The organism is Calditrichota bacterium (assembly GCA_016867835.1).
GTDB lineage: Bacteria > Electryoneota > AABM5-125-24 > Hatepunaeales > Hatepunaeaceae > VGIQ01.
Window position 1 is genome coordinate 44,037 of record VGIQ01000002.1, and the last position, 26,681, is coordinate 70,717.

Here is a 26,681-nt window from a genome sequence, read left to right on the forward strand (position 1 = left end):
TGCACCCATTTGTTACAATTAGGAGTTACCGCCTCGTGTCCATCCCCGATCGCTGGATGAAGTCGCGATACCACTCCGGGTTGACGACTTCGCCGCGCAAGGTTGAGTGGACGAGGACGTAATCGCCCAGCCCGCTCCGATCGACGAAGACGCAGACCGCGCCGCCATCGACGGTGTGGTAGTTCCAGACCTCGTAGGGCTTGGCATGGGCGTCGAGGGGGTGTTGCTCGCGTTCGGCCGGTTCGCCAAAGAGGACATAGATGCGGCCGCGGTCGGTCTTATGGCCGGGTGAGCGAGTGTTGTCCCAGCGCTGATCGGCCTCGGCTACGCGATATCTAAACTGCAGTCGTGCCGGCACCTCGGGGGTGCGGGGGTCATCGTCGTAACGGCGCCAAAAGGCTTCGAGAAACGAGCCGCGTTCGCGGGCGCTGCGCCCGGCGAGGGCATCGAGTTGATTGCGCCCCAATAGAAAGGTGATCTCACCTAACTCCTCCTCGACTGAGGCGCTGTCGAAGTAGGTCGCGCCGGTTGCGACCGTGCGGGGTGGAAGCGCGTCATCGTGAAGGAAAAACTTGCGATCCCGCGATGCCGGCCCACCCGGGCCTTCGACGACGAGATGGAGCCGGTAACTGCCCGACCCAAGCCCTCCGAGGGGCAAACTGTCGAGGTCGGCGAACGGCTCGGGCCCGCCGGTCAACTGCCCGACCGGAAAGGTGCGGACTGTCTCCCCGGCAGCGTCGGATACCCACCTCCTAATCCGGTAGTCGCCCGGTCCGGTCGATTGCGATGCCGGGTATAATTCAAGATAGTAGTAAAGGAACGGCGGCTGCTGACCGAAGAGGCGGCGCGGATTAGGGATGAACGTGAAGTCGCCGCGGTCGAAGCGGGGATGCTCGCCGGGGCCTAACAGGTAGCCTCCCAGTTCGAGGTCGGAGATGGCGAAGGTCGTATCGCTAAAGGCCGGAACTTCGATCCGCAGCGACGTCTGATTGTAGCGTGCACCGAGTGAGTCGGCTACGTAGATGCTGAAGGTATAAGTTCGGGGCGCGAGGGCATAGACCCGCCCGTCGATGATCCGCTGGGTCGCAAAACCTGATTCGGGCGCCGCGATTATATCCTCGACCGACCACCGGTCGCTGCCCACGATTTGTAGGCCATCATCGATCACGACCAGGCAGTTGAGGGCGCCATACCACCCGTCGGGCGTCTGCCGATGGGTGAAAGCCGAACGCGACAGATCGAGGTAGATTTCGACGATTGATCCGCCGCCATCGCCCTTGAAAGTGCAGTGATCGACGGTGATCTTTAGCGCCGGATCGACCGGTCCGGTGAACTTCCCGGGCAGAGCGATCGTTGACGCCCGGACAGGATACGACAGCGCGATGACCAGCAGCAGCGAAAGTTGCATACCCGGCAAGCGCTTATTCATCTGACTTACGTGCTGGAACGGTTGCGGGATAGCCATTCTCTTCGATCTTCACCGACACGAGCCGCGACGTCCCGTCGTCGTTAAGGGTCACCCCGAAGAGGCAGTCGGCCGCCTCCATCGTCCGCTTGTTATGGGTTACGATAAGGAACTGCGTATCGGTGGAGAACCGGCGAACGATGCGGTTGAAGCGGCCGATATTGGCGTCGTCGAGGGGCGCATCGACCTCGTCGAGGATGCAGAAGGGGCTGGGGCGCTCGCGGTAAATGGCGAAGAGGAAGGCAATGGCGGTGAGCGCTTTCTCGCCGCCGGAGAGCATCGACAGGCTTTGCATCTTCTTGCCGGTCGGGGTAGCCCAGATGCGGACATCGGCTTCGAGCGGGTCATCGCCGACGAGGCTAAGCCGCGCTTCACCGCCTTCGAAGAGACTCCGGAAGAGGTCTTGAAAGTGGCGGTCGATGCGGTCGAAGGTCTCGCGCAGGCGGCGGCGCGCTTCGCTGTTGATGCGGGTGATCGTCTCTTCCAGCAGTTCGATGCCGCTTTCGAGGTCTTTCTTTTGATCGCCCAGAAATTTATATCGTTCCTCGACGTCCTTCAACTCTTCGAGCGCCAGCATGTTGACGGGCCCGACCGATTGCATCCGCACCTTGATCTGATCGACCGAAAGACTGCCGAGTTCCATCCCGTCGAGTTCCATCTGCGCCTGAGCGGTTGTTTCGGCAGTGATCGAGTCGGGATCGATGCGGGCGTCTTCGGTCAGGCGGCGGTCGATTTCACGGAGACGCTCCCGGCTGGAGACGGCTTCGAGTTCGAGGTCCGTCCGGGCGGAGGCAAGCGATTTCTGTTGATCTTGCAATTGCTTAAGGGCGGCGTTCAAGCGGTCGCGGTCGCGCTTGACGGCATCGCGCTCCTGACGGTTGGTTTCGAGACGGACGGACTCCTCACTCTTCTCGCTCTTAAGCAAGTCGAGTTGCCCGGATAGACTTTCGAGCGCCTGCCGGGTTTGCGTTATCTCACTTTCAAGCCCGGCGAACCCCGCTTCCAAGTGGCCAAGTGCGGTTCCGATCTCACGCCGTTCCAGTTCGGTGCGCACCACGGCACTGCGCTGAGCCGCGATCCGCTCGCCCAGACGGGCGCGCTCTGCAGCGGCGGCATCGCGTCGGTCGGCGAGGGACCCTTGCTCCTGCTCGATGTTGCTCAGGCGTTCGGCAGCGGCATCGAAGTCCTGGCGCAGTTGCGCGAGGCGCTCGTCGTCGATCCCATTTGCGTCATCCGACAGGGGGGGGAGTTCCTCGAGGAGTCGGCGCAGGCGTTCTTCTTCGTGAGATGCTTCGGCGATCTGTCTTTCGAGGAGGTCTTTGTCGGCTATGAGTGAGACAACTTGCCGGCCTGTCTGATCCAGTCTGTCGGCTGCATCGCGAAGCCGGCGACGAGCCTTATCGAGTGCTTCCGCAGCCTGCTCCTGTGCCGCGCTTGCGGTCTGGAAGGACTTTCCGGACACTTCAGCCGCATTTTGGGCGGTAGAAAGTCGCTTCTTCGCTTCGCGCAGCCGGGCATTCCAGCCGACGCGGAGGGATTCCGGATCGAGAGCCTCGCGGCGCAGGATGCCGTCCGGATCGAGGATGACGCCGTCGCGTCCGACAAGGCAGACCCGATTCTTCGCCGCCCAGCCGGAAAGACGTTCGATAGCGGCGACGTCCTTTACGATCAAGGTGCGCCCGAGCCGGTGTTTAAGGAACGTTCCGAATGCGCCGTCGTTTCGAACCGCTTCAGAGGCCGGGACAGCGTCGGCTCCATCCGGCAGCGACAGCGGGGGCGGAGGCGGCGCTTCATGGAGTAGCGGCAGTTGAACCACCAGTGCGCCCTCCCTGGCGGCACGGATCCAGCCGAAGCCTTCGTCCGGGGAGTCGGCTTCGAGGGCTTCGAGGATCGGTCGCAGCGCGGCGGCGAGCGCCGTCCGGTCTTCTTCCTGGCACTCGAGCCGGGAGGCGAGCGAGCGGAGTTCGCGACTCGCCAGCGTCGCATGCAGCGCAGTCGGGAGCGAGGCTGCGCTCATTAGGCGAACCTCAAGGCTCTCGACCTCGCTCCGGGCAGCCTCCAATGCAGAGGCTGCACCACGCAGTTTAGTTTGCGCCTCGCGTCCGGCTTGCTCCCGTTCGGCAAACTCCGTTTGCAGGCGGGCGACCGCATCCCGGGAGGCTGTCGCTTCCTCCTGCCGGGTGCGCAGGTCACTTTTGGCAGATTGGAGGTCTCGGGATACAACCTCGAGGCGGGTTACGGCGGGACGATGTCGTTCGACGACCAAAGTCAGGTCGCGCTCCAGCGCAGATCGTCGGGCAGCCGTTTGACGAGCCGTCTCACGAGCGCTCGCGAGGCTCTGCTCCAGGTCGTGAAAGGCGCGGCGGGTGCGGTCATAAGCCTCGCGCGCCGAAGCGAGTTGCGCTGCCATCTCCCGCGATAGCGCGGTTAGTTGCTCGTATTCGGCTTCCCGAGTCGTGAGGTCTTCGGTCAGCGTTAAAGTGTCGCCCTCTGAATCACCGGCCGCCAGAGATTCGAGTCGCGCCTTCAACGTTGTGCGGCGATCGTGGTCGGCGGCGCGACGCGCTTCGAGGTGTTCGAGACGCTGCCGGACAAGGGCCAGTTCGCCCTCCAACTCGGCTTCGCGACGTTCCAGTTTGCGCGTCGCGTCAAGCCCCCGTCCGATGCGGTCGTTCAAGATGAGGTCTTTGCTTTCGAGAGCGAGAACCTCCGCCGTCGTGCGGGTTAACTCCGCTTCGACACGGGACGCTTCGCTTTCGATTTCAGCCAGACGCCCGCTGTAGCGATCCCGGATTTCGACCAACCGGAGCCGTTCGGCAGCCAGTTCGACCAAGAGACGCAGTTCGAGGGCGCGCTGGAGTGACTGGTGCCGCTTGGCGCGGGAGGCTTGACGCTTGAGGGTGCCGTAACTCTTCTCGACTTCGAGGAAGAGGTCGTTGATGCGGAGGAGTGATTCGCGAGTCGTCTTGAGGCGGCTTTCCGCGGCGGCGCGGCGTGACTTGTAATGCGAAATGCCGGCGGCTTCCTCGACCAGGCCCCGGCGCGCCTCGTGCGAGCCGGAGATGATCCCATCGACCATTGGCAGTTCCATTATCGAGTAGGTGTGCGGGCCGAGGCCGGTGTCGGTGAAGAGGGCTTGAATGTCGCGCAGGCGGGAGGCATCCCGGTTTATCAGGTATTCCGACTCGCCGGAGCGGAAGAGGCGCCGCGTCAGAGCAACCTCACTGTATGGCGCCGGAAGGATGCCCTTGTCGTTGTCGAGAGTCAACGTAACTTCGGCCATCCCGAGCGGACGCCGCTTGGCGGTCCCGGCAAAGATAACCGACTCCATCCGCTCGGCCCGGAGCGCGCCGGAGCGCTGCTCGCCCAGAACCCAGCGGACGGCATCGACGATGTTGGTCTTACCGCAGCCGTTCGGGCCGACGACCGCCATGATCCCGGGACGGAACTCGAGCACCGTCCGGGCGGCGAAGGACTTGAAGCCGGTCATTTCGAGCCGGTTAATGAACAAGGCTTGGGGCTTTGGGGTGTAGGTTAGGAGTAAAGGCGCCTGCGCCAGCGCAGATTATCATTCAATATAACGCCGGGTGCCGGTTCAATCAACCCGATGCGGTTGCAGGTGGAAGCCTGAAACGGCTATATTAAAGGTTTGTAACCTAATCCGGCGGTAAGTGTGCCGTCGGATGTCCCCATCCGACGGTGGAGCGGTCAGATGAGGACATCTGACCGCACAATTGGCTTCCACCCCAGAGGTGAAAGCAGCAAACGCCTATCGCTGGATCAGGGGTCTGTATAGGATCGGGAGGGCTTCTCTTCGGTCTCACATCAGAAATAGACGAACGCCTCGAGAACAAGACAATCCGCGAATGAATATCATCCAAGGGGAGCGGATCATACCGCGGCCGATCGAAGACGAGATGCGGGACAGTTATCTCGACTATTCGATGTCGGTCATCGTCCAGCGCGCCCTCCCCGACGTCCGGGACGGCTTGAAGCCGGTCCATCGCCGCATCCTCTACGGAATGAACGAACTCGGTCTTGGACCGGGACGGCCCTATAAGAAGTCGGCGCGCATCGTCGGCGATGTGATGGGTAAGTATCACCCTCACGGCGATGCAGCAATCTATGATGCCCTCGTCCGGATGGTGCAGACCTTTTCCATGCGGGCGCCGCTCATCGACGGGCAGGGGAACTTTGGATCGGTCGATGGCGACAGCCCGGCAGCGATGCGATACACCGAGGCGCGGATGGAGCGCCTTGCCGACGAGTTACTGGCCGACATAGAGAAGGAGACCGTCCCCTTTACCGGCAACTACGACGACACGCTCCAGGAGCCAGTCGTCCTGCCGGCGAAGTTCCCGAACCTGCTGGTCAACGGCTCGTCCGGTATCGCAGTCGGAATGGCGACCAACATCCCTCCCCACAACCTGGGCGAGATCATCGACGCTCTCGAAGCGCTGATCGAGGATCCCAGCCTGCCGGTCGTCAACCCCGAAGAGCCTGAACGGGCGATCTTCAACTTGCGCGACTTCAGGAAAGGACTGGTGCAAGGCCCCGACTTCCCGACCGGCGGCATCATCTACGGCATCGAAGGCGTCCGGGACTATCTGACAACCGGACGAGGCCGGGTTACCGTCCGGGCCAAAGCGACCGTCGAGACCCCCAAGAACGCCCGCGAGCGGATCGTCGTCGTCGAAATCCCCTATCAGGTTGACAAGACGCGCCTGATCGAGAAGACTGCCGAACTGATCAACGACAAGAAGATCGAAGGCATCGCCGACATTCGCGATGAGTCGGACCGCGACGGCATGCGGATCGTCTATGAACTGAAGCGCGACGCCGTGCCCGAGGTGGTGCTTAACAACCTCTATGCCCACACCCAGTTGCAGACCACCTTCGGGGTCATAATGCTGGCGCTGGTGGGCGGAGTTCCGAAGGTGATCGACATCAAGCGGGCGCTCGAGGAATACCTCAAGCACCGCCACGAGGTCGTAACAAAGCGGACCGAATACGATCTGCGGAAGGCAAAGGAACGGGAGCACATCTTCGAGGGGCTTAAGATCGCCGTCGATAACCTCGACGAGGTGATCGAGATAATCCGCTCGTCGAAGGAGCCGTCCGAAGCGCGGAGCCGGTTGATGACGCGATTCGGCCTCTCGGAGATTCAGGCGAAGGAGATCCTCGATATGCGCCTGGCGCGGCTCACCGGCCTCGAACGGCAGGCGATAATCGACGAACTGCGTCAGATCAAGGAACTGATTTTCGACCTCGAAGGGATCCTCGGGTCGAAGGAACGGCGGATGATGATCGTGAAGGAGGAGTTGCTCGACATCAAGGTGCGCTATGCCGACGACCGACGCACCGAGATCGTCCCCGAAACGGGCAGTTTCACGATTGAGGATATGATCGCCGAAGAGGATATGGTGATCACGGTGACCAAGACCGGCTATATCAAGCGCTTCCCGGTCTCGGGCTACCGGCGTCAGCGGCGCGGCGGAAAGGGCTTGTCGGGACATACTCCGCGCGAGGAAGACGCCATCCAGCACCTCTTCGTCGCTTCGACGCACAACTACATCCTCTTCTTCACCGACCGCGGGCAGTGCCATTGGCTGAAGGTGCATGAGATTCCGTCGCTGGGAAGGGTAGCGCGCGGCAAGCCGATCGTCAACCTGATCGACATCGCTCCCGGCGAGCAGATCGCCGCGCTGGTCAATGTGGCGAAGTTCGACTCCGGGCACTATCTTCTCTTTTGCACCCGGAGCGGGACGGTTAAGAAGACGCCGCTCGACGCCTACTCCAATCCCCGGCGCGGCGGCATCCGGGCTATCAGCGTCGATGCCGACGACGCGCTGACGGGCGTCGATCTGACCGACGGCAAATGCGACATCGTGCTCGGCGCATCGAACGGCAAGGCGGTGCGGTTCAACGAATCCGACGCCAGGCCGATGGGACGAACCGCAGCGGGGGTCATCGGGATGCGGCTCGGACCGGGCGACCGGATTGTGGGGATGGTCGTCGCCCGCCGGGAAGGGACGCTGATGGTGGTGAGCGAAAAGGGCTACGGCAAGCGCTCGCCGCTGCACGAATACCGTCTGACCCGACGGGGCGCTTCGGGCGTCAAAGCGATGAACACGACGCCGATTACGGGGCCGCTTATCGCACTGATGGAGGTAACCGACTCCGACGACCTGCTGATCATAACCAGTTCGGGCATTGTCATCCGGCAGCCGGTGTCGGCGATTCGCTCGATCGGCCGGGTGACACGCGGCGTCCGGCTGATCAATCTGAACCGCGAAGACGGGGCACTCGACACCATCGCCGATATATCGAAGGTGGTGCGGGAGGACGACGAGGGCGAGACTGACGACGCCCTCATCGGCCTGGACGAGGAACAGAGCGGTTTGTTCGGGGAGTAAACCGGCACTCTGCGGACTTTGCGTCTCTGCGTGAGATTATTCATGTGGCTTTGGCAGCTTTGAGCGAGCAGATCCCGCGGTCGCGCTTCATACACCAACACCAGAAGACAAATTGATTCTCCTTATCCAGCGATGACCGATGGTAGCCTTCACCCGGCGGGTGTTCTCTGTAGCGCCGCCATCTTGGCGGCAAGTCGAAGCCAGCAACGGGTGTTCTTTGTAGCGCCGCCATCTTGGCGGCAAGTCGAAGCCAGCAAGATGCTGGCGCTACGGTATCGCGGGATTAGGATAATACGATTGCAGCGAACTATGGCGGGAAACACGTCCTCGAAGGTCCGCTAAGGATGCCCCATGAAAGTCCGGTCATGATTCGTTCGATCTGGCTGATCCCCGTTGGATCAGCAGTTCCGATTCTCATATCTGCTTATCCCGCAGAGAAAAAATGATAGGAGAATTCGCAATAGTCGCCCTACTTAAGGATCTGCCCGAATATGGACTGGAAGAAGGTGACTTGGGCACCGTAGTGCATATTTATGATGGCGGTGAGGCGTTTGAAGTGGAATTCATGACCTTCGACGGCAACACCATCGCAGTGGCGACGATCGAAGCCTTCAAATTGCATCCAGTGGGACCCGACGAAGTGCCGAGATCGCGGCATCTGGTAGCCTAATGCCCTTCCTGCCACCTGAAGAACAACTGAGGATCCTGAAGGATGCCGTTCCGCCGGTCGAGATCATCGACGAGGCCGAACTGCTCTCCAAACTGGAGCGTTCCTTTGCGTCCGGCAAGCCTTTGCGAATCAAACAAGGCTTCGATGCCTCCGCTCCTGACCTGCACATCGGCCACGCGGTGTCGCTTTGGAAGTTGCGCGCGTTTCAGGACCTTGGGCACAAGGTGATCTTCCTGATCGGCGACTTCACGGCGATGATCGGCGACCCATCGGGGAAGTCGAAAACGCGGCCCCGCCTCTCTCGGGAGGAAGTGCTTGTCAACTCCGAAACCTACCGGCAGCAGGTATTTCGCATCCTGCGTGACGACCCGGAGGTGCTCGAAGTCCGCTTCAACAGCGAGTGGCATGCGAAGCGGGACGTCTATCAGTTCCTCGAACTGGCGAGCCGCCGGACGGTGGCGCGGATACTTGAGCGGGACGACTTTATGAAGCGGTTCCAGGCGCAGGAGGATATATCGCTCCTGGAGTTCCTCTACCCGCTGGTCCAGGCTTATGACTCGGTGGCGCTCGAAGCCGATGTCGAGTTGGGTGGCATGGATCAGAAGTTCAACCTCGTCCTGGCGCGGCAGATACAAAGGTCTTATGGGCAGGAACCGCAGGTGCTCTTCCTGATGCCGCTACTGAAAGGATTGGACGGCAACGAGAAGATGTCGAAGAGCCTCGGCAACTACATCGGCGTAACCGATACCGCGGACGACATCTACGGCAAGGTGATGAGCATCCCGGACAGTTTGCTGGAGGAATACTTCGTGTTGGCGTCGGGGCTTGGCAGCGTGGAAGCCCGGTCGGTGGTACGGGAGGACCCTTACCAGGCCAAGCACCGTCTGGCGCACCTTATCACGGCGCGTTACTGCGGCGAAGAGGCGGCACAGAAGGCGGGGGAGGGGTTTCGCGCGAGGTTCAAGGAGGGCAAACCGCCGGAGTTTAAGGAACTCGAAGACCAGAACCGGGTCTGTCTCTGTGAGCCCGGTGAGAAGGTATATTTACCTCGAATCATGCAGGACTTCGGTGCCGTCTCTTCCGGAAGTGCTGCCAAGCGTCTGATCGATTCCGGTTCGGTGCGCATCGACGGGGAGAAGATTCCAGTCGGCACTTATGAGGTGGTTGCGGACGGCCATGAGCATATTGTGAAGGTCGGCAAACGCTTTTACTTCGGCTATGCTCCGAAATGACATGTGAATGGATTGAGAGGCCGTTGTGGGCAGGCGGGTAAGCATTCCTTATCCGGCTTTAAGCATGCCACCAGACGCCTTCGACTGGTGGCTAACGGATATTGGCTAAAGTGGGGCGAAGGCGTCCCCTTGACACTGAATTGGTCGGATCGGAATCCGACCCTACGCGACAAATTGGTCGGATCGGAATCCGACCCTACGCGACAAATTGGTCGGATCGGAATCCGACCCTACGCGACGAATTGGTCGGATCGGAATCCGACCCTACGCGACGAATTGGTCGGATCGGAATCCGACCCTACGCGACGAATTGGTCGGATCGGAATCCGACCCTACGCGATGAATTGGTCGGATCGGAATCCGACCCTACGCGACGAATTGGTCGGATCGGAATCCGACCCTATGCGACAAATTGGTCGGATCGGAATCCGACCCTACGCGACGAATTGGTCGGATCGGAATCCGACCCTACGCGACGAATTGGTCGGATCGGAATCCGACCCTACGCGACAAATTGGTCGGATCGGAATCCGACCCTACGCGACAAATTGGTCGGATCGGAATCCGACCCTACGCGACGAATTGGTCGGATCGGAATCCGACCCTACGCGAAAAGACACATTTGAAATGGAATCTATGCGCATGCCAATTCTCATCCTGCTTTCCCTGCTCCTCGCCGGCGCCGCCGTCGCCCACTTCGGCGCGAAGTTCGAGCCACCGGACGGACGCATCTATCACGGCTCGGGCTGGAACTACATCGACAGCCATCGACGCTACGAGGAGATGTTCCCCGGCGACAAACGTCCGCTCATCCTGCAGACCAACGTCTCGATTCCCGGCACCCGCGGCACCGACGTCGCTCGACTGGTGCGGGGTATGGAACAGATGATCATCCACCCCGACAGTCAGTTCGTCGAATTCAGCATGCACTGGCAGGGCCGCGACGCGGCGGTGATGCTCGACTCGATCTACGTCCATACCGACCAGTGGGATCGCTATGTCGATACCCTCGAAATCGCCTTTCGGCGGGTCAATCGCCCCTTTTTCCTTCGCCTCGGATTCGAGTTCAACGGGGATTGGAATCCCTATCATCCTTACATCTTTCCCCAGGCTTTTCGCAAACTGGTGATCGAACTTCGCCGCCGCGGGATCGACCAGTTCGCGACGGTCTGGTGCTACGAACCGGACGCTCCGGGCGATTTTGCAGACTCAACGCGGCAGGGCTGGAAGTGGTATCCGGGGGACGATGTCGTCGATTGGTTTGGCCTTGATCTCTTCAACCATGCGCACTTCGATCCCGCCGAGCCCGATTCGCAGCGCGGGCAACTCTCACGCAAGGGCAAGAGCGAAGCATTCCTCAGGTTCGCCGAAACGCGGGGCAAGCCGGTCTTTCTGAACGAACTCTCGGCCATCGATATTCAGGCTACGCCCGACTCGCTCGACGAAGATCACGCCGACGGGCGTGCCGACTGGGAGGTCTGGTTCGAACCGTTCTTCGATTTCGTCGCTGCACATCCGATCATTAAGGGCTGGAACTACATCAACGTCGATTGGAACGTCGTCGGTGACTACGGCGAGATGGGCTGGCGCGACGCGAGGCTCGAGATCAATACCTATATTCGCGAGCGTTGGGTGGCGCAGGTGTCAGGGGACCGGTTCATTCACGCCGGATGGGATATCACCCAAGACCTCGGCGTCCGGGATGGCAGGGCGCCGCTGCCTCGCTTGATGTCGTTTGAGGCCTGGCCCAATCCCTTCAACGCTCAAATGCGCATCGCGTTCGACCTACCGCATTCGGGGATCGTCAGACTTATGCTGTTCGATCCGTCCGGGCGCGAGGCAGGGACACTCCTTGGCAGCCGGTGGCTCTCTGCCGGCCGGAATGGACTCACTCTTGATGGTGGTGCGCTGCCGGCAGGCTCCTATATGCTCCGGCTCGACGCGGGAGGATGGCAGGCTGAGCGGAAGGTGGTAATGATAAAGTGAACGAGTGAGCGAGTGAGCGGGTAAGCGCGAAGGTGGGCAGTGACCCTTATCCGCCCGCATGCTTGAGTTCACAACCTGGCAGCATTCATTTTGCTCTCACGGGGGGTTGCATTTGGATCGACAAGTTGTTTATATTGCAGGATGATGGGAAGGTTTTCTCCGTTCATCGTTCATCAGCAACTTCGACAAGCCACGGAGGTCGTTAGGTATGCGTAAGGTCCTCTTTCTTCTCTTGGCGCTCGTCCTGGCGGCAGTGCCGCTCCAGGCGCAGGAACATGGCGCGGTCGCCGGTCAGGTCGTCGGCGCCGATGGAGGCGCGATCGGGGGCGCGGTCGTTACGCTCTTCATGAATAACCAGCGCATCGGCGAGACGGTCTCGAACGATGAAGGCCGGTTCGGGTTCGAACGCGTTCCGACCGGCGTCGGCGTCGCCTGGGCCGTCGCCAGGGACATTGGACAGGGATCGGCGCGGGTTGAGGTTGCGGCCGGCCAGGTCAGTAACATCACCATCACCATCAACGTCCAGAATGGCGGAGGGGACGCTTTTGGCAGGGTCGTCGGGCGGGTGGTCAATCAGGAAGGCGCACCCTGGGCCGGAGCGCATGTAACGCTGGCTGGAAATCAAGGCGTCGTCCAGCAGACCCGCACCAACAACGAAGGGCATTTCGCCTTCGATCGTGTTCCGCCGGGAGTCTATGAATGCACCGCGGTCGTCGAAGGTGTCGGCCGAGCGTCGCAGCGGGTCGAATCGGTCCGCGCCGGCGTTGCCGAAGTACGGTTGGTGATCGCTGAAGACGACAACGGCGGTGGCGGCGGCGACGACGACCAGTTCGGCCGCGTCGTCGGTATCGTCCTGACGGCTGACGGAGCCGCCGTATCAGGTGCGGCAGTGCACCTTTTCCGGGAGAATGACCTTGCGCTGAGAACCGGCACGGACGGGCACGGACGCTTCGTCTTTGAGCGCGTTCCGGCGGGTGACTATCGAATCATCGCCGCGCACGACCGGTTCGGTCGCGCCGATGGCGAGGTAGCCGTCGAAGGCGGCGGCGTAGCCGAAATCCGGCTTGTCCTACAGAACGACAACGGCGGTGGCGGTGACGATCAGTTTGGGCGCGTCGTCGGACGGGTAACCGATCCGGAAGGCAATGCCTTCGCCGGTGCCGCAGTCGTCCTCCACGGCGTCAACGGCATCGCGATGCGCACCGGCACCGACGGGCAGGGCGCGTTTGTCTTCGAGCGCGTTCCGGCCGGCGTCTATGAGATCGTAGCCGACGCCGGAGACCATGGCCGGGCCGGTCAGCGCATCGATGTTGAGGCGGGGGCTGTCGTCGAAGTTCATCTGGTGATCGAAGGCAACGGCGGCGGGGGCGACGATCAACCCGGCCGGGTCGTTGGCCAGGTGGTTAATGCCGACGGGCAGCCTCTCGGCGGCGTCAGGGTCTTCCTGGTAGGGATCAATCATCGCTTCGCTCAAGAAAGACAAGCCGACCGCGAGGGCCGGTTCGTTTTCGAGCGCGTTCCTGCCGGGCTTTATAATGTCGGAGCCGATGCCGGTGACCACGGGCATGTAATCCAGCAGATCGAAGTGGCAGCCGGAGCGGTCGTCGAAGTGCGGCTTGTGCTTGGCCGCAACGGCGGAGGCGGCGGCGATGACGAACAACGTTACGGCCGGGTGAGCGGCGTTGTTGTCGATGGCGAAGGCAACCCCATTGAGGGAGCCATCGTCACGCTCGAAAATGACCGCCATAATGCAGAAACCGCAACCGGCGAAGACGGGCACTTCCTCTTCCCGTGGGAGCCGGTCGGCCACTATCTGATCACGGCAACGGCCGAAGATGTCGGCGACGCCGTCGCGCGGATCGGGATTCGCGCCGGACTCGAGACGGTTGTCCGGCTGGTGATTCACAATCGCGAAGGCCTCCGGCCGGCGGGCGACCCCGAGGCGGTGAACCCGGAAGTGACTCCGCTTCCGCTTGGCACCGGGCTGGTCAGCGTCTATCCGACGCCGTTTAACCCTGCTGCCACCGTGACCGTAGTGCTGCCCATAGCCGCGAGCGGCCGGGTGGCGCTCTACGACCTCCATGGCCGCGCGGTGCAAACGCTCTACGAAGGGACGTTGCAGGCGGGTCGGAGTTCGTTCAGTCTGCCGGGGAGGAACCTCGATGCCGGGCTGTACATAGTCTCGGCGGAGACGTCGGTGGGCCGGTTCACGGCGCGGGCGGTGCTGGTTAGGTAGGTTTGGGCATCTGACACCAGACTTCAGATCCAGCCAGAGGGGCAGGTGGAAATCACCTGCCCCTTTGATATTAGTGTTGGCGGATAGACCGAGACCTGGCTATAGTGACTTGAAATGCGTCTCTACAGCGTTGTGTGAGGCATCCAATGAGGGACTCAGCCCGCCTAATGTGTCAGCGCATCAAAACGGCCTTTACGGTGCGGGAATGGGAGCCGGTTTGAAGGCGGAGGAAAAAGATGCCGGAGGGAAGTGTGAAAGTGCTAAAGTGCGAAAGTGCGAAAGTATGGCTCCCGGGGGATAGCGGGCCGTCGTGGAGGCGGAGGATTTCCCGGCCGTCTATCGCGTAGAGGCCGATCCGGACGGGCATGAGACCCCCCACCTGCGCTCTTGGAGGGCGGACATTCTTGTCCGCCCTTAGGGCAGGCAAAAATGCCTGCCCTCCAAGATCAACTGTCACCGTCGCCTTATCGTTAAACGGATTAGGAGCAATCGTAAGCGAGAGTGGCGCGTCATCCCCGCTTCCCCCCTCGTCATCCCCGCTTCCCGCCTCGTCATCCCCGCGCAAGCGGGGATCCAGTCCAGCACTTAGAGAATGGACATAGACAACCCAAACTTGCACATCCTCCTCCCATTCTTCCTCGCCGACCTGCTCCCGCGCATACCCACTTACTATGTATCTGCCCGTGTCTTGAAATGAAATGGACAAAGTGGACTCGATGGACATAGTGTCGGCTTCATTCAGCGTCCACCAGAACTGAATCGAGTCGTTGTTGGCATTGAAGGGAGTTAATTCGAAGGTCGTTTCCTGACGAGGCTCGAGGGAGATTTCAGCGAGATTCGGCTCATAAGCCCGAATGACTCCCCGCACCTGAATCGCCCATTGGACGGAATCGGCCGGCACGGGATCGACGTTCGGATCGAAGACCTTTGCTTTCAGAGCATAGCCACCCGTCCGGTCGAACGCGTAGGACCGGATTCCGATCCGGTCATCCCCTGCCACTTCCTCCCACCTCACCGCCGCTGAGTCGTAAATCATCCACTCATATCGCAGATTCTCCATATCTCCGATGTAGGCAATGGAGTCGAGGGCGAAGTCGATCTCGCTGTTGCGCTGAACGGTGAGGGATAGATGCTCAGGTGTGTACTCCACTATCAAAAGTTCCATAACAGCAACATTCCATCCAATGACGCGTGATTGCTCGCCGGAAGTAACCCGGCACTCTATTCGTGTTTGTCCCAGTTCATCAAATTGAATGGTTGCTGATGAATCGCGATCGATCACCTGCCCAGCAGCATTCCGCCATAGATAGGATATGGCCGCACCATTCTGGTTTCGCGCCTGCACAGCAAACGTCTGGCGCGTGCCAATCAACAGCGACAGCGTCGTATCGCGCGGTGACCATGAAATGAACTGGGGGCCAATGACTTCGCGCTCTAATTTGATCAGCAGCCCGTTCTTGCCCTCGTTGTTGCGCTCAAAGGTGGCGGTGCCGGCACCATAGAGCGACCCATCGCTGCCCTGAATGACCCCGCCGAAAGAATGTGACCGCCCTACCCCCTGTCCAAACCCGTTTTCGGGAAGCAGAAAGTATATTTCCTTCCAAAGTTCGTCGCCGTTGGGGCCGATACGGACTACTGCCGGGTGATGGGTGTCGCCTTGATCGCGCGGGAACCAGAAAAATCCCGCCAATATAAAGCCGCCTTCGGCTACCCGTGCTGCCGCATTACATTGATCCATACCCCATAGTTGGCGATTGGCAAAACTGTAGCGGCGTCCCCACATTAGGTCGCCGTTGCTATCGACCAGAACCGCAGCCATATCTATTGGCTCCGGCTGTCCTCTATTATCGCCGGTAAAACCGGCGATCAGGAACTGGCCCTGGCCGGTGGAAGTCATGGTCATAGATAAGTTACTGACGTCAATCCGATAGGAATTCCACCAGATCACTTCGCCATTATCGGATCTTATTTTGAAGGCCAAGAACTGGTATCCGGGCACATTTTCAATAAGCACATCACCTCCGACAATCACTCCATCTTCGGCTTCTCGCAGGCCCACAAGATGATGTCGTGTTCCTAACGAATACTCCCGCTCCCAGATCAACTCTCCTTCACCATCGATACAAATGACCACGCCAAGATAATCGCCATTTTCAATACTGGTTATGAGAAACCGGCCATCCTTCAATTCAATTATTGCGGTTCCTCGTCCTCGACGAAATGTTCGAAACCAGATCTCCTCACCATCAGAATCTACCCGCATAACTGCAATACGATTACTGCGATCTCTATTTTCACCTATGCCAGCGCAGGCTAGGAAGTCGCCATTATCCGCCTCGATGACACTTGCCAAACTTCTCAAACCGCCCTCCGCCTCATATTGTCTATCCCATATAATTTGCCCATCATCGTCGAGTCTAAGCAATCGGCCGCAACGAACGCTGTTTCCATTGGTCGCATATCCGCTCATTATCAGACCATCGTTTGGCACAGAATAGACATCCAAAATGCCGTCATCTCCTCCCGAGTCATACATCCGCATCCATAAGGGATTTGGCTGACCAAAAGAGGCGAATGCCGTCAGGATTACAACGAATATTGAGGTATGGACTTTCATGATGGTGATGTGCTTGATTGTGCAGTCGGGCGGGCGGGGGGCGCCCTTGGCTCCCCGCCCGCCTGTTTGCTTACTGACGTTCTTCGACTTTCCAGTCGAATGTCTGCGGATCCGTAGCATCGTAGGTCTGCAAATCGCCTTCTGGCTCGAAGCCGGTATAGAGACCGGAGGCGGTCAGCCGTACTTGCCAGCGGTACGAAACAGATTGGAAGTCAGCGTAGTAATCAGCCTCGATCTGAGTTGCATAGACCCAGTCGCCCCAAACACCTGGCGCGACTTCTATACGAAACTGGACCGAGGCGTCATACTGGCCGACCCACTCTTCGTCAATTAACTCGAGAATTCGAGTCTGCAGCCGAACTGCCTGAGCATCGGATGGTGCTAGCAGTCCTACAATAAGCAGAATTGCCGAAGCAATGAATGTGATGCGACGTAGTGTCACTGTGGAATCTCCGTTGATTGTCGTTGATGAGATTGCCTCGCCTGTCTGCAACAGGCTCGCGATGACGTTGCGTCATCGCCGGATCAAACGACTACCTTACGGCGGAGCGCGGCTTCGCTGCCGTCTTAGGCGTGAGCGGCATCGCCCTCCCCCGAGTCAGGTGGAATGGGGAAGTCGAAGTTGTCGATGATGATGACGGGATCGGGATCCCGTCCAAAGCAGGGAAGGAAGAGCATCGGCGTCGGACTTAGGAATCTGCCTTAAGGAACAGTGATAGCGTCAGGTCTTAAGCAATCGTCGAAGTCCGCAAGCGGGCAGTGCAGGTCAGGATAAGATAAGCAGCAACGTGTCGATTTGCAAGAAGATACGAGAGGAGGTTGACGTTGTTGGAGCCGGGCTAATTGGTGCGGTCGCTCCTTGCTCCTCAGCGCATCGCCACATCCTGCCCGCGCAAGGCCTCCATTCCAAACTGGAGCGCACTCAACAGGTGCCGTTCTTCCCGCTCGTCACCGCGCTTGCGAGCCTCGGCGATCATCGTCCGCAGACGTTCCACAAAGAGGCCTTCGGCGGTGCGGGGATTGGGATCTGAGTTGTCGTCGAGCGAAAAGTCGGCGGTCACGGCGCTGTCGTCCACCCTCAAGTGCCAGCAAGCGCTCTGGAGAAAGTCGTCGGAGAGGTCGATCCGGCTGCCGGGGGGATAGCGACCTTCCAACTCGACGAGGCAGATGTCCTCGCGGCGGACATGGGCGTCCTGAAGCGACTTCTCAATTCGTTCCTGAACGGCTGCAGAATGGGCTGCGCCATCGAGCGATACCACAAGCCTAACGATGCGGCGGGTATCGAGTTCCCGGAAGCGAAGTTCGTCCGGCACAACGCCGCCCGGTCGAACGAGACCGACCAGGCAGCCGCGCTCGCCCGGCTCGTCGATGGTTAAGGCAGCGGCAGCCCCCGGATAAGCCGCCCGCACCCGGCCTTGCGAGTCGTGGATGACGGAATGACTGTGATAATGCCCTAACGCAGCATAGTCGAAGTTGTGACGGAGAAGTTCCTCGTCGGAAAAGGGCAGCGTCCGCTTCTTGCCGGGAGGCAGGCTCCCGCCGTCGCGCGAGCCATGCAGAACCGCAATATGGAGCGCTCCATCGGGCCGGTCGATGTTTTCGGCCAACCGACGGCTCTGCACCAACTGGTTGCTGTGAAACGCCAGGCCGCTGAAGACGACGCCCTGTAGTTCCGGAAACGTCCGGGGGGTGAAGTCGTAGTCGCGAAAAATGTGGATATTGTCCGGCCACCTGTGGCCGGTGCGCGCTTCGAGGAGGCTGTCGCTGTAGTAACTGGCGGGGTGATAATAGTCGTGATTGCCGGGCGCGATGACGACCGGCAGTCCGGCGCGGCCGAGATAATCGACGACGACCAGGGCTTCCTCCTGGCCGGAGCCTTCCTCCCAGAGGTCTCCGGCGATGAGGATTACCTGGACCGATTCCTCGCGCGCGATCTCGACCGTTCGCCGCAGAACCTCGCGCAGTTCACGGGCTCGCACCTGAGCCTTATCGTAAGGAAGGCGCAGGCGCCCGCCGACGGTGTCGGCGCCGAGGTGCAGATCGGCAAGGTGCAGGAATTTCAGGGAGTCAAGGGGCATAAGGGATGATTTACCGAAAGTTAGACTCCAAATACTTCAGAATAGAGCTGCTTTCGAGCTTGATCTTGTTCCAATTCGGCATAAATCTCGGTGATTTTTTCATAAGATAGAAAATTGACATTTGGACCAATGATGCGATACGCCTCCTTTCGTTTCTCAGATTCGAACTTTCTAAAACGATCTTGCGGTGCGACAACATTGAACTGAGTCCTAAAATAGCGCAACTCGTCGAATTTGAGAAGAGCAGACCGAAAATCCGTTGAATGTTCGACTTCAAATATACTAATTGGATAAAGTATTGGAGGTGGATTCGAACGAGCATCTTGGAACCAGATTACATCAAAAAATCGCGCCGACCTATCGATGATTTCATCATAAGTGAATCGAGGGCACTCGCGAACGGTGCATATATTAGCCAGTGATTTGCCATTGAATTTCTTAGACTTATCATTCGAGTATGTCTTGAACCCTTTAAACTCACCCAGTTCGAGGAGCATTCCCTGAATGTGAGTGTGTTGAAATTCCTTAAATGCAATTTGTTCGACTGGCACTGGCTCTGACACAAACGAATGCTTGGCAAGTGCATACACTCCTACTCCAATTCGCTTAAATCTTGGATCGCGCTGAACGCGCTCTTGTATAGTCTTATCTGGAGTTTTGCCTGTAAGCGAACGATATTTGAGGAATTCTTGATAGATTAATCGCAAAGATGCAAATCCGCCATTTTCTAGCATCACTCGTTCAATGGCATCTGAGTAACTGATAGTGTTTTTCACGGTTACCCCTCCACCCCTTTGAGTTCGATCCTTCTCACCCGATCCTCAAACAGTCCGCCCATCTGTTCCCCCAGCCAGCGGTGACGCTCCTCGTGGCAGGACATCACCAGCACCTGATGCTGGCGCGAGAGTGAGTTGAGAAAGAAGCGCATTCCGGAGATGAACTTATCGTCATCGACCGCGGCGAGCGGCTCGTCGAGCACCACCGGCATCGGCCCGACCGCCGAACGGGAAAGGTAGCGGGCTATGCCGAGCCGGGCCGCAAGGAAGACCTCGTCGCGCGCCCCGGTTGAGAGGACGGCTTCGACCTCGTGAGATGAATGGCGCTTGCCGGTCGCCGTATCGAGGACCGTAAAGGTGAGATGCTCGTCGAATTTCAGTTCGCTGTAACGGGGGTTCAGCGCGACCAGAAAAGGCGCGGCCTCTTCCGACAGCGCCGTCGCCCAGTTTCGATAGACCTCGCGCGAGATATCCGATAGCACTTGCAGCGCGGTCTCGACGTCCGAACGAAAGGTCTCTATGCGCTCGATCCGGTCTTCCCAATCCGCTGCCTTGCGTTTAAGGATACCGTAATTCCCTTCGTAACGGTCGAGGACTGTGACCACTGCGCGTTCGAGCGATCGTCGCTCCTCTTCGAGACTCTTGGTATGTCGGTTAGCATTATCGGCCGCTTCCTGATAGAACTCGCGCGAATGCGGCGGAACCGGCGGAACGTTGTCGAATTTGGCGCGGAGTTGCGAAAGACGCTCGCGTTTGGCAGCCAGATCGACCTCCGGAAGTTGTTCACGCTCGATACGAGGCTGCAGTTCGGTCCGGACGGTGCGCAGGCGGTGATGCTTGTCGAGTGCCGACTTAAACGTGGCGACGGCTTCGGCCGGCGGCAGGGATGGGTCGATACTGCCGAGGCGGAGGATTTCCTCAAAGAGCGCCCGATTCGCTGAGAGGTCCGATTTCAGCCGCTCGATGTCGCGCTCGATTTCGTCGCGTCGTGCTTTGGCGGTCTTGAATTCCTCCGACAGGCGAACCGCCTTGCGGTAGCGCTCGAGCAACGATTCGGCTGCCGCCTTGAGAGCGCTTCGTTCGGGAAAGGTGAGGCCGGCCCGGTCGAAGAACTTGCGCAGGAGATCGGCGGCGGCGGATGCCTCACCGGAGGCGCGCTCGACAGCATTCTCAGCCGTCAACAGCGGTTCGACGGCATCGGACATCTGATCGTAGAACAGATAGTCGTTCATTAACCCGGTGCCGTCAGGCTCGCCCAGGCGAACGGCGAGGTCGGTCAGGTCGCGCGTTATCTGTTCGAGGCGGGATCCGGACTCCTCCTCTTCGGTCATCGCTTCGCCGAGGTCTTCGTTCAGTTTACGCAGGGCAGCAGCATCGGCGCCTCCGCCCGAAGCACCCCGGGCGATAGCGCCCGCCGCACCGAAGAAGACCCCTAGGCCGGCCAGAACCTGTCCGAGCCATTCGCCCTTGGTGAGCAGAATGAGTGCACCGCCCGTAAGGACGGTAATCGCTGCCAGCAGGAAGAACGTCCGGGCGGTCGCGGCGACGCGCTTCTGACGGGTAATGATAAGGCTTCGCTCGCGCTCGACCCACTCTCGCCGGGTGCGCTGTTCGCGAAACTTGCCGTCCACCTCGGCATAGAGAGCTCGAAAGGACTCGACGAAGCGCTTTTCGTCAGCAGTTAAACTACCGAATAGAGCCTTCAGCCGGGTGAACTGCTCGCGGTCGAGACCTCGTTCGTCGAGGCTTGACCGGAGGCGGTTCAATTCCCTATCGGCATCGTTCAACCGTTCGAGGCGGTCACCCAACCGCGAGACGGCGCTATCGAGTTCCCTTAGGTCGCTCTCGCCAACCCCGGCGAGCGTGCGTTCGTCCTGCAGCGCCTTCTCCACCTTCTCAAGCGGTGCGATGCCTTCGCTCGCGAGCCTCTCTTCGGCGCGGACGGCATCGGCGGATTTTTGAGCGATGAGACCTTCAAGGCTGATGAGTTGGTCGGCGCGGGCAGCCGGGAATTGCTCGAAAAGCGTTAACTCGCTCGCCTCGACGGCAAGCCGGGCCGCCTCGGCGGCGAGGGCATCCTGCTTTTCGAGGAGTAGCGACGATTCGCGAATCTCGGCCGCGTCGCCGTTTTTCAGAGCCTCGGTTTGCGTCTGCCGGAGCGTTTCAAGCGACGTCTCGATCTCGCGCATGCGGGCGATTTGCGGCTCTATGGACGCGCGCTGATGGTCCAGGGTGGCGATTTCGCGGCGGACGCTGTCGAGTTCCTCTTGGAGCCGTTTGAGGGCAGTTTCAACCTTTACGGACGGGCTGTTGCGGGTGATGTCAGGAATGCGGTCGAGGGCGCCGCGAAGCCGTTCGATGGCCTGACCGGAAGTGGTGCCGCCTTCGATGGAGGTCGCGACCTGCTGGATGTGATGAGTCAGGTCGCCCGGCTCGGTTAGGGTAAGTTGCTCGTCCTGCCGGAGGTAGAACGATTTGAGAAACGACTCCACCGAGAGGCCGAGCAGTTTTTCGCCGATTTGGTAGCGTCCCTTGCCGATGTGAAATTCGTCGGCGAGATCGCGGCCGGAATCGCGGTCGATAAGGCGAACATCACCGGAAGCGAAGTCGCGCTCGATGCGCCAACGCTGGGTGCCAAGATAAAAGTCGAGTTCGACGCCGAACTCGTCGGGGTCAGTCCATGGTGTTACTTGACGCTTATGGGGACGTTTACTGCTCGTTTTCCCCATATGTTCCTCGATGCCGTAGAAGGCGGCGAGGATTGCGGCGACAAGGGTGGACTTGCCGGCTTCGTTGTCAGCGACGGCGAGGTTGAGCCGGTCGGGGGCGAAGTCGATCCGGGTGCGCAGGCAGCCGAAGCCGCGGATGTTCAGGGATTCAAGGTGCATTTAGGGCGGTGCCTATCGGGATAATGGCCAATTACCATAATCGCGCAGTTCATCATCCGTGAGTTCATCAGGTGCGACTAACCTGTAGTGCTTCTCATCGGAAATAGCCGGACCGTCATCGTCCACTACAAAAGTGAACAGAGCAATTAAATTACTCTCGATGAACTGAGCTGCGATAGCGCTACATATCAAACCTGGGTATTTTTGTTCGCAAAGGGCTATATCCTGCTCTATTTGAACAATACCCAGTTGGTCTGAGCCTCCTTTCGCTTGCACTGGGAAGACATAATGCGCCCCGCGCTTGTCAACCCCCACGTATATCTCGTCAGTCTCTACTTGTCCAATACCCTCGACTGTGGTTCTGAGGTGGCTTTGAAGGGAGTAGCAAGCAACGCCTGTGAATACATCAATTAGCCTGTTATACCGTATCTTGGTAAGGAGAGCCTGTTCATCACCTATCGAATACCTCGCTACTATTCCCGGAGTAGAGTCAGGAATCTTGGTTACCGCAAGTGATATATTCGGCGTAATTCTCGGGGCAGAGGTGAGCGCAAGACGATACTTTCCCCTGCCAGCAGGTCTGATTATCCAATGCATTCCTGCGGGCGCAGATTTGGCAAGAAGTTCTGGAATGTCCGCTCGATACCGAAATGCATAGACTATATCCCCGAGGTTCTTGGGTAATACCATTTTAAGACGTTTAGCGGCGAGCATAAGCTCTTCCCGCTCGAAGTCAATCTCAAGAATGCCCTCGCGATACTTCTCACGAAATATTGTCTCAAGTAGTAATGAATAGCGGTTTTTTGCTTTAGGCACTGCGATCTCCGACCTTTTTGTGAATATGGCATTCAGGCCAGCGTAAAAGCAAGACCTCTTCTCGAAGCTGTTGTTTAGTGGCCGTCGCAAACCTTGTACGGAACAAGTCCAGCCCTAGTACCTCATATCCGAGAGATTCAGCAATCTCTGCGAGAATTTCTCCAGTATTTATCATAACTTGTAGATATGATGCCTGATCACCAACAACGTAACCAAGACGAGCGCCGGGCTTGAGAACTTCGCGTAAAGCAAATAGATGGCGAAACATTCCCCCGAAGTAGAGTTTAGTGACTCTTGCATACTGCCGTTCAAATCCTGAAGTCTTCTCTAGAGCAATACGTCTCGATTCGATTTGGTCTGCAACTTCTTCTACGCGTAAGTTGCCCGAAATCCATTCGTCATCATTGTCAGTCCGAAAAGCTGTTCTTGTGTTCGATCTTAGAAGTCCTTTCTTTAATTCCCTCAAGTCTTGCTTGGTTCTAATATGACCCAGCAACACCGATTCCAACCTGGTTGACCTCGTATAGTCCTTCTCGTTAGGATACGGCGGCGAGGTAAAGACCGCATCTACAGTCTTTGGTTGGATTTGATCGTCTATAAACCTCGAATCGCCGAGAATTACTTTGGATGACGCACCCGCTCCAGAGCCTAGGGTAATGTCCTCGGTCATACGCAAAACCTCCGTCAGCCAGTTCATGACTACCGGAGCGTCTTCACGCTTGCTTGTCCTGACGCCCACCTCAGGGCCGAAGTGGAGATTACTTGCATGCGCGACTGTTGACTTAGCAAAAGCTAAAAGCAGATGTCGATATGAGTTATGAGTCACGAATGCACGAATGTTCTTGAGCAGGACAAGTGATTTGTGAAGTGGAATTGGGCTAATTGAGCCGCTGAGTAGTATTTCTTGAGATTCAGGCGGAAGTCCAAGCAGACTTTTACCCTGCCATCCCATCAAATCTCTCTCCGAAGTTTCTGCCACCTGTGTGGCGACACTTTTCATTTCACTCGGGTCGATTTCCCAATCCACCTTGACTTCACTTGCAAAATGAGCCATAGGGTTTGCTTCGATTCCGATGCTAACAATCCCAAGCGCTTTTGCCACGACCAAAGTAGTTCCTGTGCCGCAAAAGGGATCAAGCAAAATTTGTCCACTCTCCAATCCAAATCGGTTCAGATAGTATCTGACGAGATGAGGGGGAAAAGACAGGACAAATCTGTACCAGTCATGAAATCTCCGATCCGACTCGGCCATACGATTGGCTGTTCCATTGGAGTGCATCTTATGGTTCCGTTGAGTGATCGGAAAGAACTCAACCTGCATTAAAGGCTCTTATGGGTCATTTGATTCCCCATCTTCTACTTCAGCCACTTCAGCCATTCCGTCTCCGGCGGGAGAACCAGCACTGTCGAGGTGTCGATGATTTTGCGATAGGCTTCCATGCTGCGCAGGAAGTCGTAGAAGTCGGGGTCCTTTCCGACGGCTTTGGCGTAGATGTCGATCGCCTTGCCTTCGGCTTGCCCCCGAATGGTCTGCGCCTCTTTGTAGGCATTGGCCATAATCGTAACCTTCATGCTGTCCGCTGCGGCGCGTATCTTGAGCGCTTCCTCTTCGCCTTCGGAGCGGTATTGATTGGCGATCCGCTTCCGTTCGGCGCGCATCCGCTCATAGACCGAGCGCTCGTTCTCGGCCGGCAGATCGGCGCGCTTGATGCGCACATCGACGACCTCGATGCCGTAGGCCTTGGCGGCTTCGTTGGTGGTCGTGGTGACGTTCGCCATCAGGTCTTCGCGGTTTTTGGTGACCACTTCGTCGAGGTCGTGCTTACCCAATTCGACGCGCAGTTCCGAGTAGATGATGTCGTCAAGCCGCGCCTGAGCCCCGTTTTCGTCGCGCACCGAAACATAGAACTTCAGCGGGTCGATGATGCGCCACTTGGCGTAATTGTCGAGCACCAGATTTTTCTTGTCGCGGGTCAGGATCTCGGTCGGGTTCGAGTCGTAGTCGAGCAACCGCTTGTCGAGGAAGATGACGGACTGAATCGGCCAGGGCAATTTGAAATGGAGGCCCGGTTCGATGACGACCCTGACCGGCTTGCCAAGTTGCAGAACGATGGCTTGATCGATCTCATCGACCTGATAAGCCGTCATCAGGATGACAACAAGCGCGATTACGATCCAACGCAGGGTGCGGTTTCGTTTCACTTCCGGCCTCCTTCGGCAGCGCTCCCCAAGGGCAGGATATTCAAGATTCCCCCTGACTTATCCGACTTGACGATATATTTCTTCAGCCCCGGAAGGACTTGCTCGAGCGTTTCGAGGAGCATCCGCTTGCGCGTAACCTCCCGCGCCGAGCGGTACTCGTTCAGAATGCGGTTGAAATTCTCAGCATCACCTTCGGCTTTGGCTACGCGCTCGGAGGCGAAGGCTTCGGCGTCCTTCACCATCTTGGCTGCTTCACCGCGCGCCCGGGGAATGATGTCTGCAGCGTAGCCCTGCGCAATGTTGACCAGCCGGTCGCGGTCTTCGCGAGCGGAGGCTACGTCTTTGAAGGCGTCCCGGACGGCATCGGGCGGATGGACGTCCTGCAATTGAACGGCGACGATCTTGAGCCCGGCTTCGTAACTATCGACGATCTTCTGCAAAAGCATCAATGTCTCCTCCTGAATCTCCCCCTTGCCGGTGGTGAGGATTTCGTCGATCTCGTGCTTGCCGACGACCTGCCGGAGCGCGGCTTCGATAGGCCTTCGCGTCGCCTCCATTCCTTTGACCTTGAAGAGAAAATCGACCGGATCGACGATTTTATACTGGATGATCAGATCGACTTTGACTATGTTCAGGTTGCCGGTCAGCATCAGCGACTCCTCCGGCTTGTCCTGATACTTTGCCGGCGGCCCGGGATCGATGGTCCGGAAGCCGACCTCGGCTCGGCGGACGGTGGCTACGCCGACCTTGTCCACGCGCTCTATCGGCCAGGGCAGGCGGTAGTTGATGCCCGGCGAGGTGACCCGGACAAATTTACCGAACCGGCGAACGACGCCCTGCTGCTCGGCCTGGACAATGTAGATGCCGGAGAGCAGCCAAAGCGCGCCGATGACGATGAAGAGGGCATTTAGCCCTCGTCCGAAGAGTGCTCCGAGGTCCGGCACTTCGAACACTTCACCGCCGATAGTGATGTTCTTTTTGGGGATGGGCATAATAGTAATATAGTGGGTTAGTGAACTTCAATATCTCGTGCCATTTATTCTCCTCCATATCTTGAATTTCGATTCCCAAGCCATTGGTCGATAGCCTGACCGATGGGGCGGTAAAGTTCAAGCAGTTCATCCCTCGTAGCCTCGAGGCTCAAAACCTTTAGGAACGCCGTATCGAGTCCGAGTCGAACTTCGTCAACCTCCCCTTTGCCCACTCGAAACTGCCGGGATATTCTTGCCATTTCGCTATTCCGGAATTCATCGAAGACTTGAGCCAGTTCAGCGACCTTCTCTGGTGTCAACTTGTCGA

The 26,681-nt window shown here is 58.6% G+C and carries 17 protein-coding genes; 5 read left to right on the top strand and 12 right to left on the bottom strand.

Annotated elements, in window-relative coordinates; all coding sequences use genetic code 11:
* Positions 1–25: 25 nt before the first annotated feature.
* Entirely contained in the window at positions 26–1,465 is a 1,440-nt protein-coding gene (locus FJY67_00525) for a GWxTD domain-containing protein (GenBank protein ID MBM3327942.1), read from the bottom strand.
* Positions 1,422–4,955 (bottom strand): chromosome segregation protein SMC, encoded by a 3,534-nt coding sequence (smc, locus tag FJY67_00530; protein ID MBM3327943.1) that lies wholly within the window; start codon positions 4,953–4,955, stop codon positions 1,422–1,424. Before smc ends, FJY67_00525 begins: the two co-directional genes overlap by 44 nt.
* Before the next feature lie 385 nt (positions 4,956–5,340).
* Here smc and gyrA point away from each other — a divergent pair, with 385 nt between their 5' ends.
* From gyrA to FJY67_00555, 5 genes are all read left to right on the top strand, one after another.
* Positions 5,341–7,881, top strand: coding sequence for a DNA gyrase subunit A (gyrA, locus tag FJY67_00535; protein MBM3327944.1), 2,541 nt, complete (start codon positions 5,341–5,343; stop codon positions 7,879–7,881).
* 442 nt (positions 7,882–8,323) lie between these two features.
* The gene (locus tag FJY67_00540; protein MBM3327945.1) at positions 8,324–8,551 is read left to right on the top strand and encodes a DUF4926 domain-containing protein; all 228 of its coding nucleotides are present in this window, start codon (positions 8,324–8,326) and stop codon (positions 8,549–8,551) included.
* 8 nt (positions 8,552–8,559) lie between these two features.
* Positions 8,560–9,783, top strand: coding sequence for a tyrosine--tRNA ligase (locus FJY67_00545; GenBank protein ID MBM3327946.1), 1,224 nt, complete (start codon positions 8,560–8,562; stop codon positions 9,781–9,783).
* Positions 9,784–9,870: 87 nt separating this feature from the next.
* A complete protein-coding gene (locus FJY67_00550; GenBank protein MBM3327947.1) occupies positions 9,871–11,769 on the top strand; it encodes a hypothetical protein in 1,899 nt (632 codons plus the stop codon).
* Between the two features lie 208 nt (positions 11,770–11,977).
* Complete coding sequence (locus FJY67_00555) at positions 11,978–14,005, top strand: T9SS type A sorting domain-containing protein (GenBank protein ID MBM3327948.1); 2,028 nt, start codon at positions 11,978–11,980, stop codon at positions 14,003–14,005.
* Positions 14,006–14,177: 172 nt separating this feature from the next.
* Here FJY67_00555 and FJY67_00560 read toward each other — a convergent pair whose 3' ends face one another.
* The 10 genes from FJY67_00560 to FJY67_00605 all read right to left on the bottom strand — a co-directional run bounded on the left by FJY67_00560 (position 14,178) and on the right by FJY67_00605 (position 26,613).
* Complete coding sequence (locus FJY67_00560; protein MBM3327949.1) at positions 14,178–15,908, bottom strand: hypothetical protein; 1,731 nt, start codon at positions 15,906–15,908, stop codon at positions 14,178–14,180.
* A 784-nt stretch (positions 15,909–16,692) separates the two neighbouring features.
* Complete coding sequence (locus FJY67_00565) at positions 16,693–17,064, bottom strand: hypothetical protein (protein ID MBM3327950.1); 372 nt, start codon at positions 17,062–17,064, stop codon at positions 16,693–16,695.
* Between the two features lie 424 nt (positions 17,065–17,488).
* Positions 17,489–18,700, bottom strand: coding sequence for a DNA repair exonuclease (locus FJY67_00570; protein MBM3327951.1), 1,212 nt, complete (start codon positions 18,698–18,700; stop codon positions 17,489–17,491).
* Between the two features lie 20 nt (positions 18,701–18,720).
* Complete coding sequence (locus FJY67_00575) at positions 18,721–19,476, bottom strand: hypothetical protein (protein MBM3327952.1); 756 nt, start codon at positions 19,474–19,476, stop codon at positions 18,721–18,723.
* A 2-nt stretch (positions 19,477–19,478) separates the two neighbouring features.
* A complete protein-coding gene (locus FJY67_00580) occupies positions 19,479–22,364 on the bottom strand; it encodes a hypothetical protein (GenBank protein ID MBM3327953.1) in 2,886 nt (961 codons plus the stop codon).
* A 12-nt stretch (positions 22,365–22,376) separates the two neighbouring features.
* Positions 22,377–23,180: an endonuclease gene (locus tag FJY67_00585; protein MBM3327954.1), complete on the bottom strand. Its 804-nt coding sequence runs from the start codon at positions 23,178–23,180 to the stop codon at positions 22,377–22,379.
* The gene (locus FJY67_00590) at positions 23,173–24,501 is read right to left on the bottom strand and encodes a site-specific DNA-methyltransferase (GenBank protein MBM3327955.1); all 1,329 of its coding nucleotides are present in this window, start codon (positions 24,499–24,501) and stop codon (positions 23,173–23,175) included. The genes FJY67_00585 and FJY67_00590 overlap by 8 nt, the downstream gene beginning before the upstream one ends.
* A gap of 35 nt (positions 24,502–24,536) precedes the next feature.
* Positions 24,537–25,328, bottom strand: a complete 792-nt coding sequence (gene hflC / locus FJY67_00595; GenBank protein ID MBM3327956.1) for a protease modulator HflC — start codon at positions 25,326–25,328, stop codon at positions 24,537–24,539.
* Positions 25,329–25,378: 50 nt separating this feature from the next.
* Positions 25,379–26,374, bottom strand: a complete 996-nt coding sequence (gene hflK, locus FJY67_00600) for an FtsH protease activity modulator HflK (GenBank protein MBM3327957.1) — start codon at positions 26,372–26,374, stop codon at positions 25,379–25,381.
* A gap of 44 nt (positions 26,375–26,418) precedes the next feature.
* Positions 26,419–26,613, bottom strand: a complete 195-nt coding sequence (locus FJY67_00605) for a hypothetical protein (GenBank protein ID MBM3327958.1) — start codon at positions 26,611–26,613, stop codon at positions 26,419–26,421.
* Between the last annotated feature and the right edge of the window lie 68 nt (positions 26,614–26,681).

What these genes read in the sequence shown, in the direction of transcription:
- FJY67_00580 (MBM3327953.1), bottom strand. Translation starts at nt 22,364, where the DNA reads ATGCACCTTGAATCCCTGAACATCCGCGGCTTCGGCTGCCTGCGCACC.
- hflC (MBM3327956.1), bottom strand. Translation starts at nt 25,328, where the DNA reads ATGACGGCTTATCAGGTCGATGAGATCGATCAAGCCATCGTTCTGCAA.
- FJY67_00560 (MBM3327949.1), bottom strand. Translation starts at nt 15,908, where the DNA reads ATGACCATGACTTCCACCGGCCAGGGCCAGTTCCTGATCGCCGGTTTT.
- smc (MBM3327943.1), bottom strand. Translation starts at nt 4,955, where the DNA reads ATGACCGGCTTCAAGTCCTTCGCCGCCCGGACGGTGCTCGAGTTCCGT.
- FJY67_00540 (MBM3327945.1), top strand. Translation starts at nt 8,324, where the DNA reads ATGATAGGAGAATTCGCAATAGTCGCCCTACTTAAGGATCTGCCCGAA.
- hflK (MBM3327957.1), bottom strand. Translation starts at nt 26,374, where the DNA reads ATGCCCATCCCCAAAAAGAACATCACTATCGGCGGTGAAGTGTTCGAA.
- FJY67_00570 (MBM3327951.1), bottom strand. Translation starts at nt 18,700, where the DNA reads ATGCCCCTTGACTCCCTGAAATTCCTGCACCTTGCCGATCTGCACCTC.
- FJY67_00555 (MBM3327948.1), top strand. Translation starts at nt 11,978, where the DNA reads ATGCGTAAGGTCCTCTTTCTTCTCTTGGCGCTCGTCCTGGCGGCAGTG.
- FJY67_00590 (MBM3327955.1), bottom strand. Translation starts at nt 24,501, where the DNA reads ATGCAGGTTGAGTTCTTTCCGATCACTCAACGGAACCATAAGATGCAC.
- FJY67_00525 (MBM3327942.1), bottom strand. Translation starts at nt 1,465, where the DNA reads ATGGCTATCCCGCAACCGTTCCAGCACGTAAGTCAGATGAATAAGCGC.
- FJY67_00605 (MBM3327958.1), bottom strand. Translation starts at nt 26,613, where the DNA reads ATGGCAAGAATATCCCGGCAGTTTCGAGTGGGCAAAGGGGAGGTTGAC.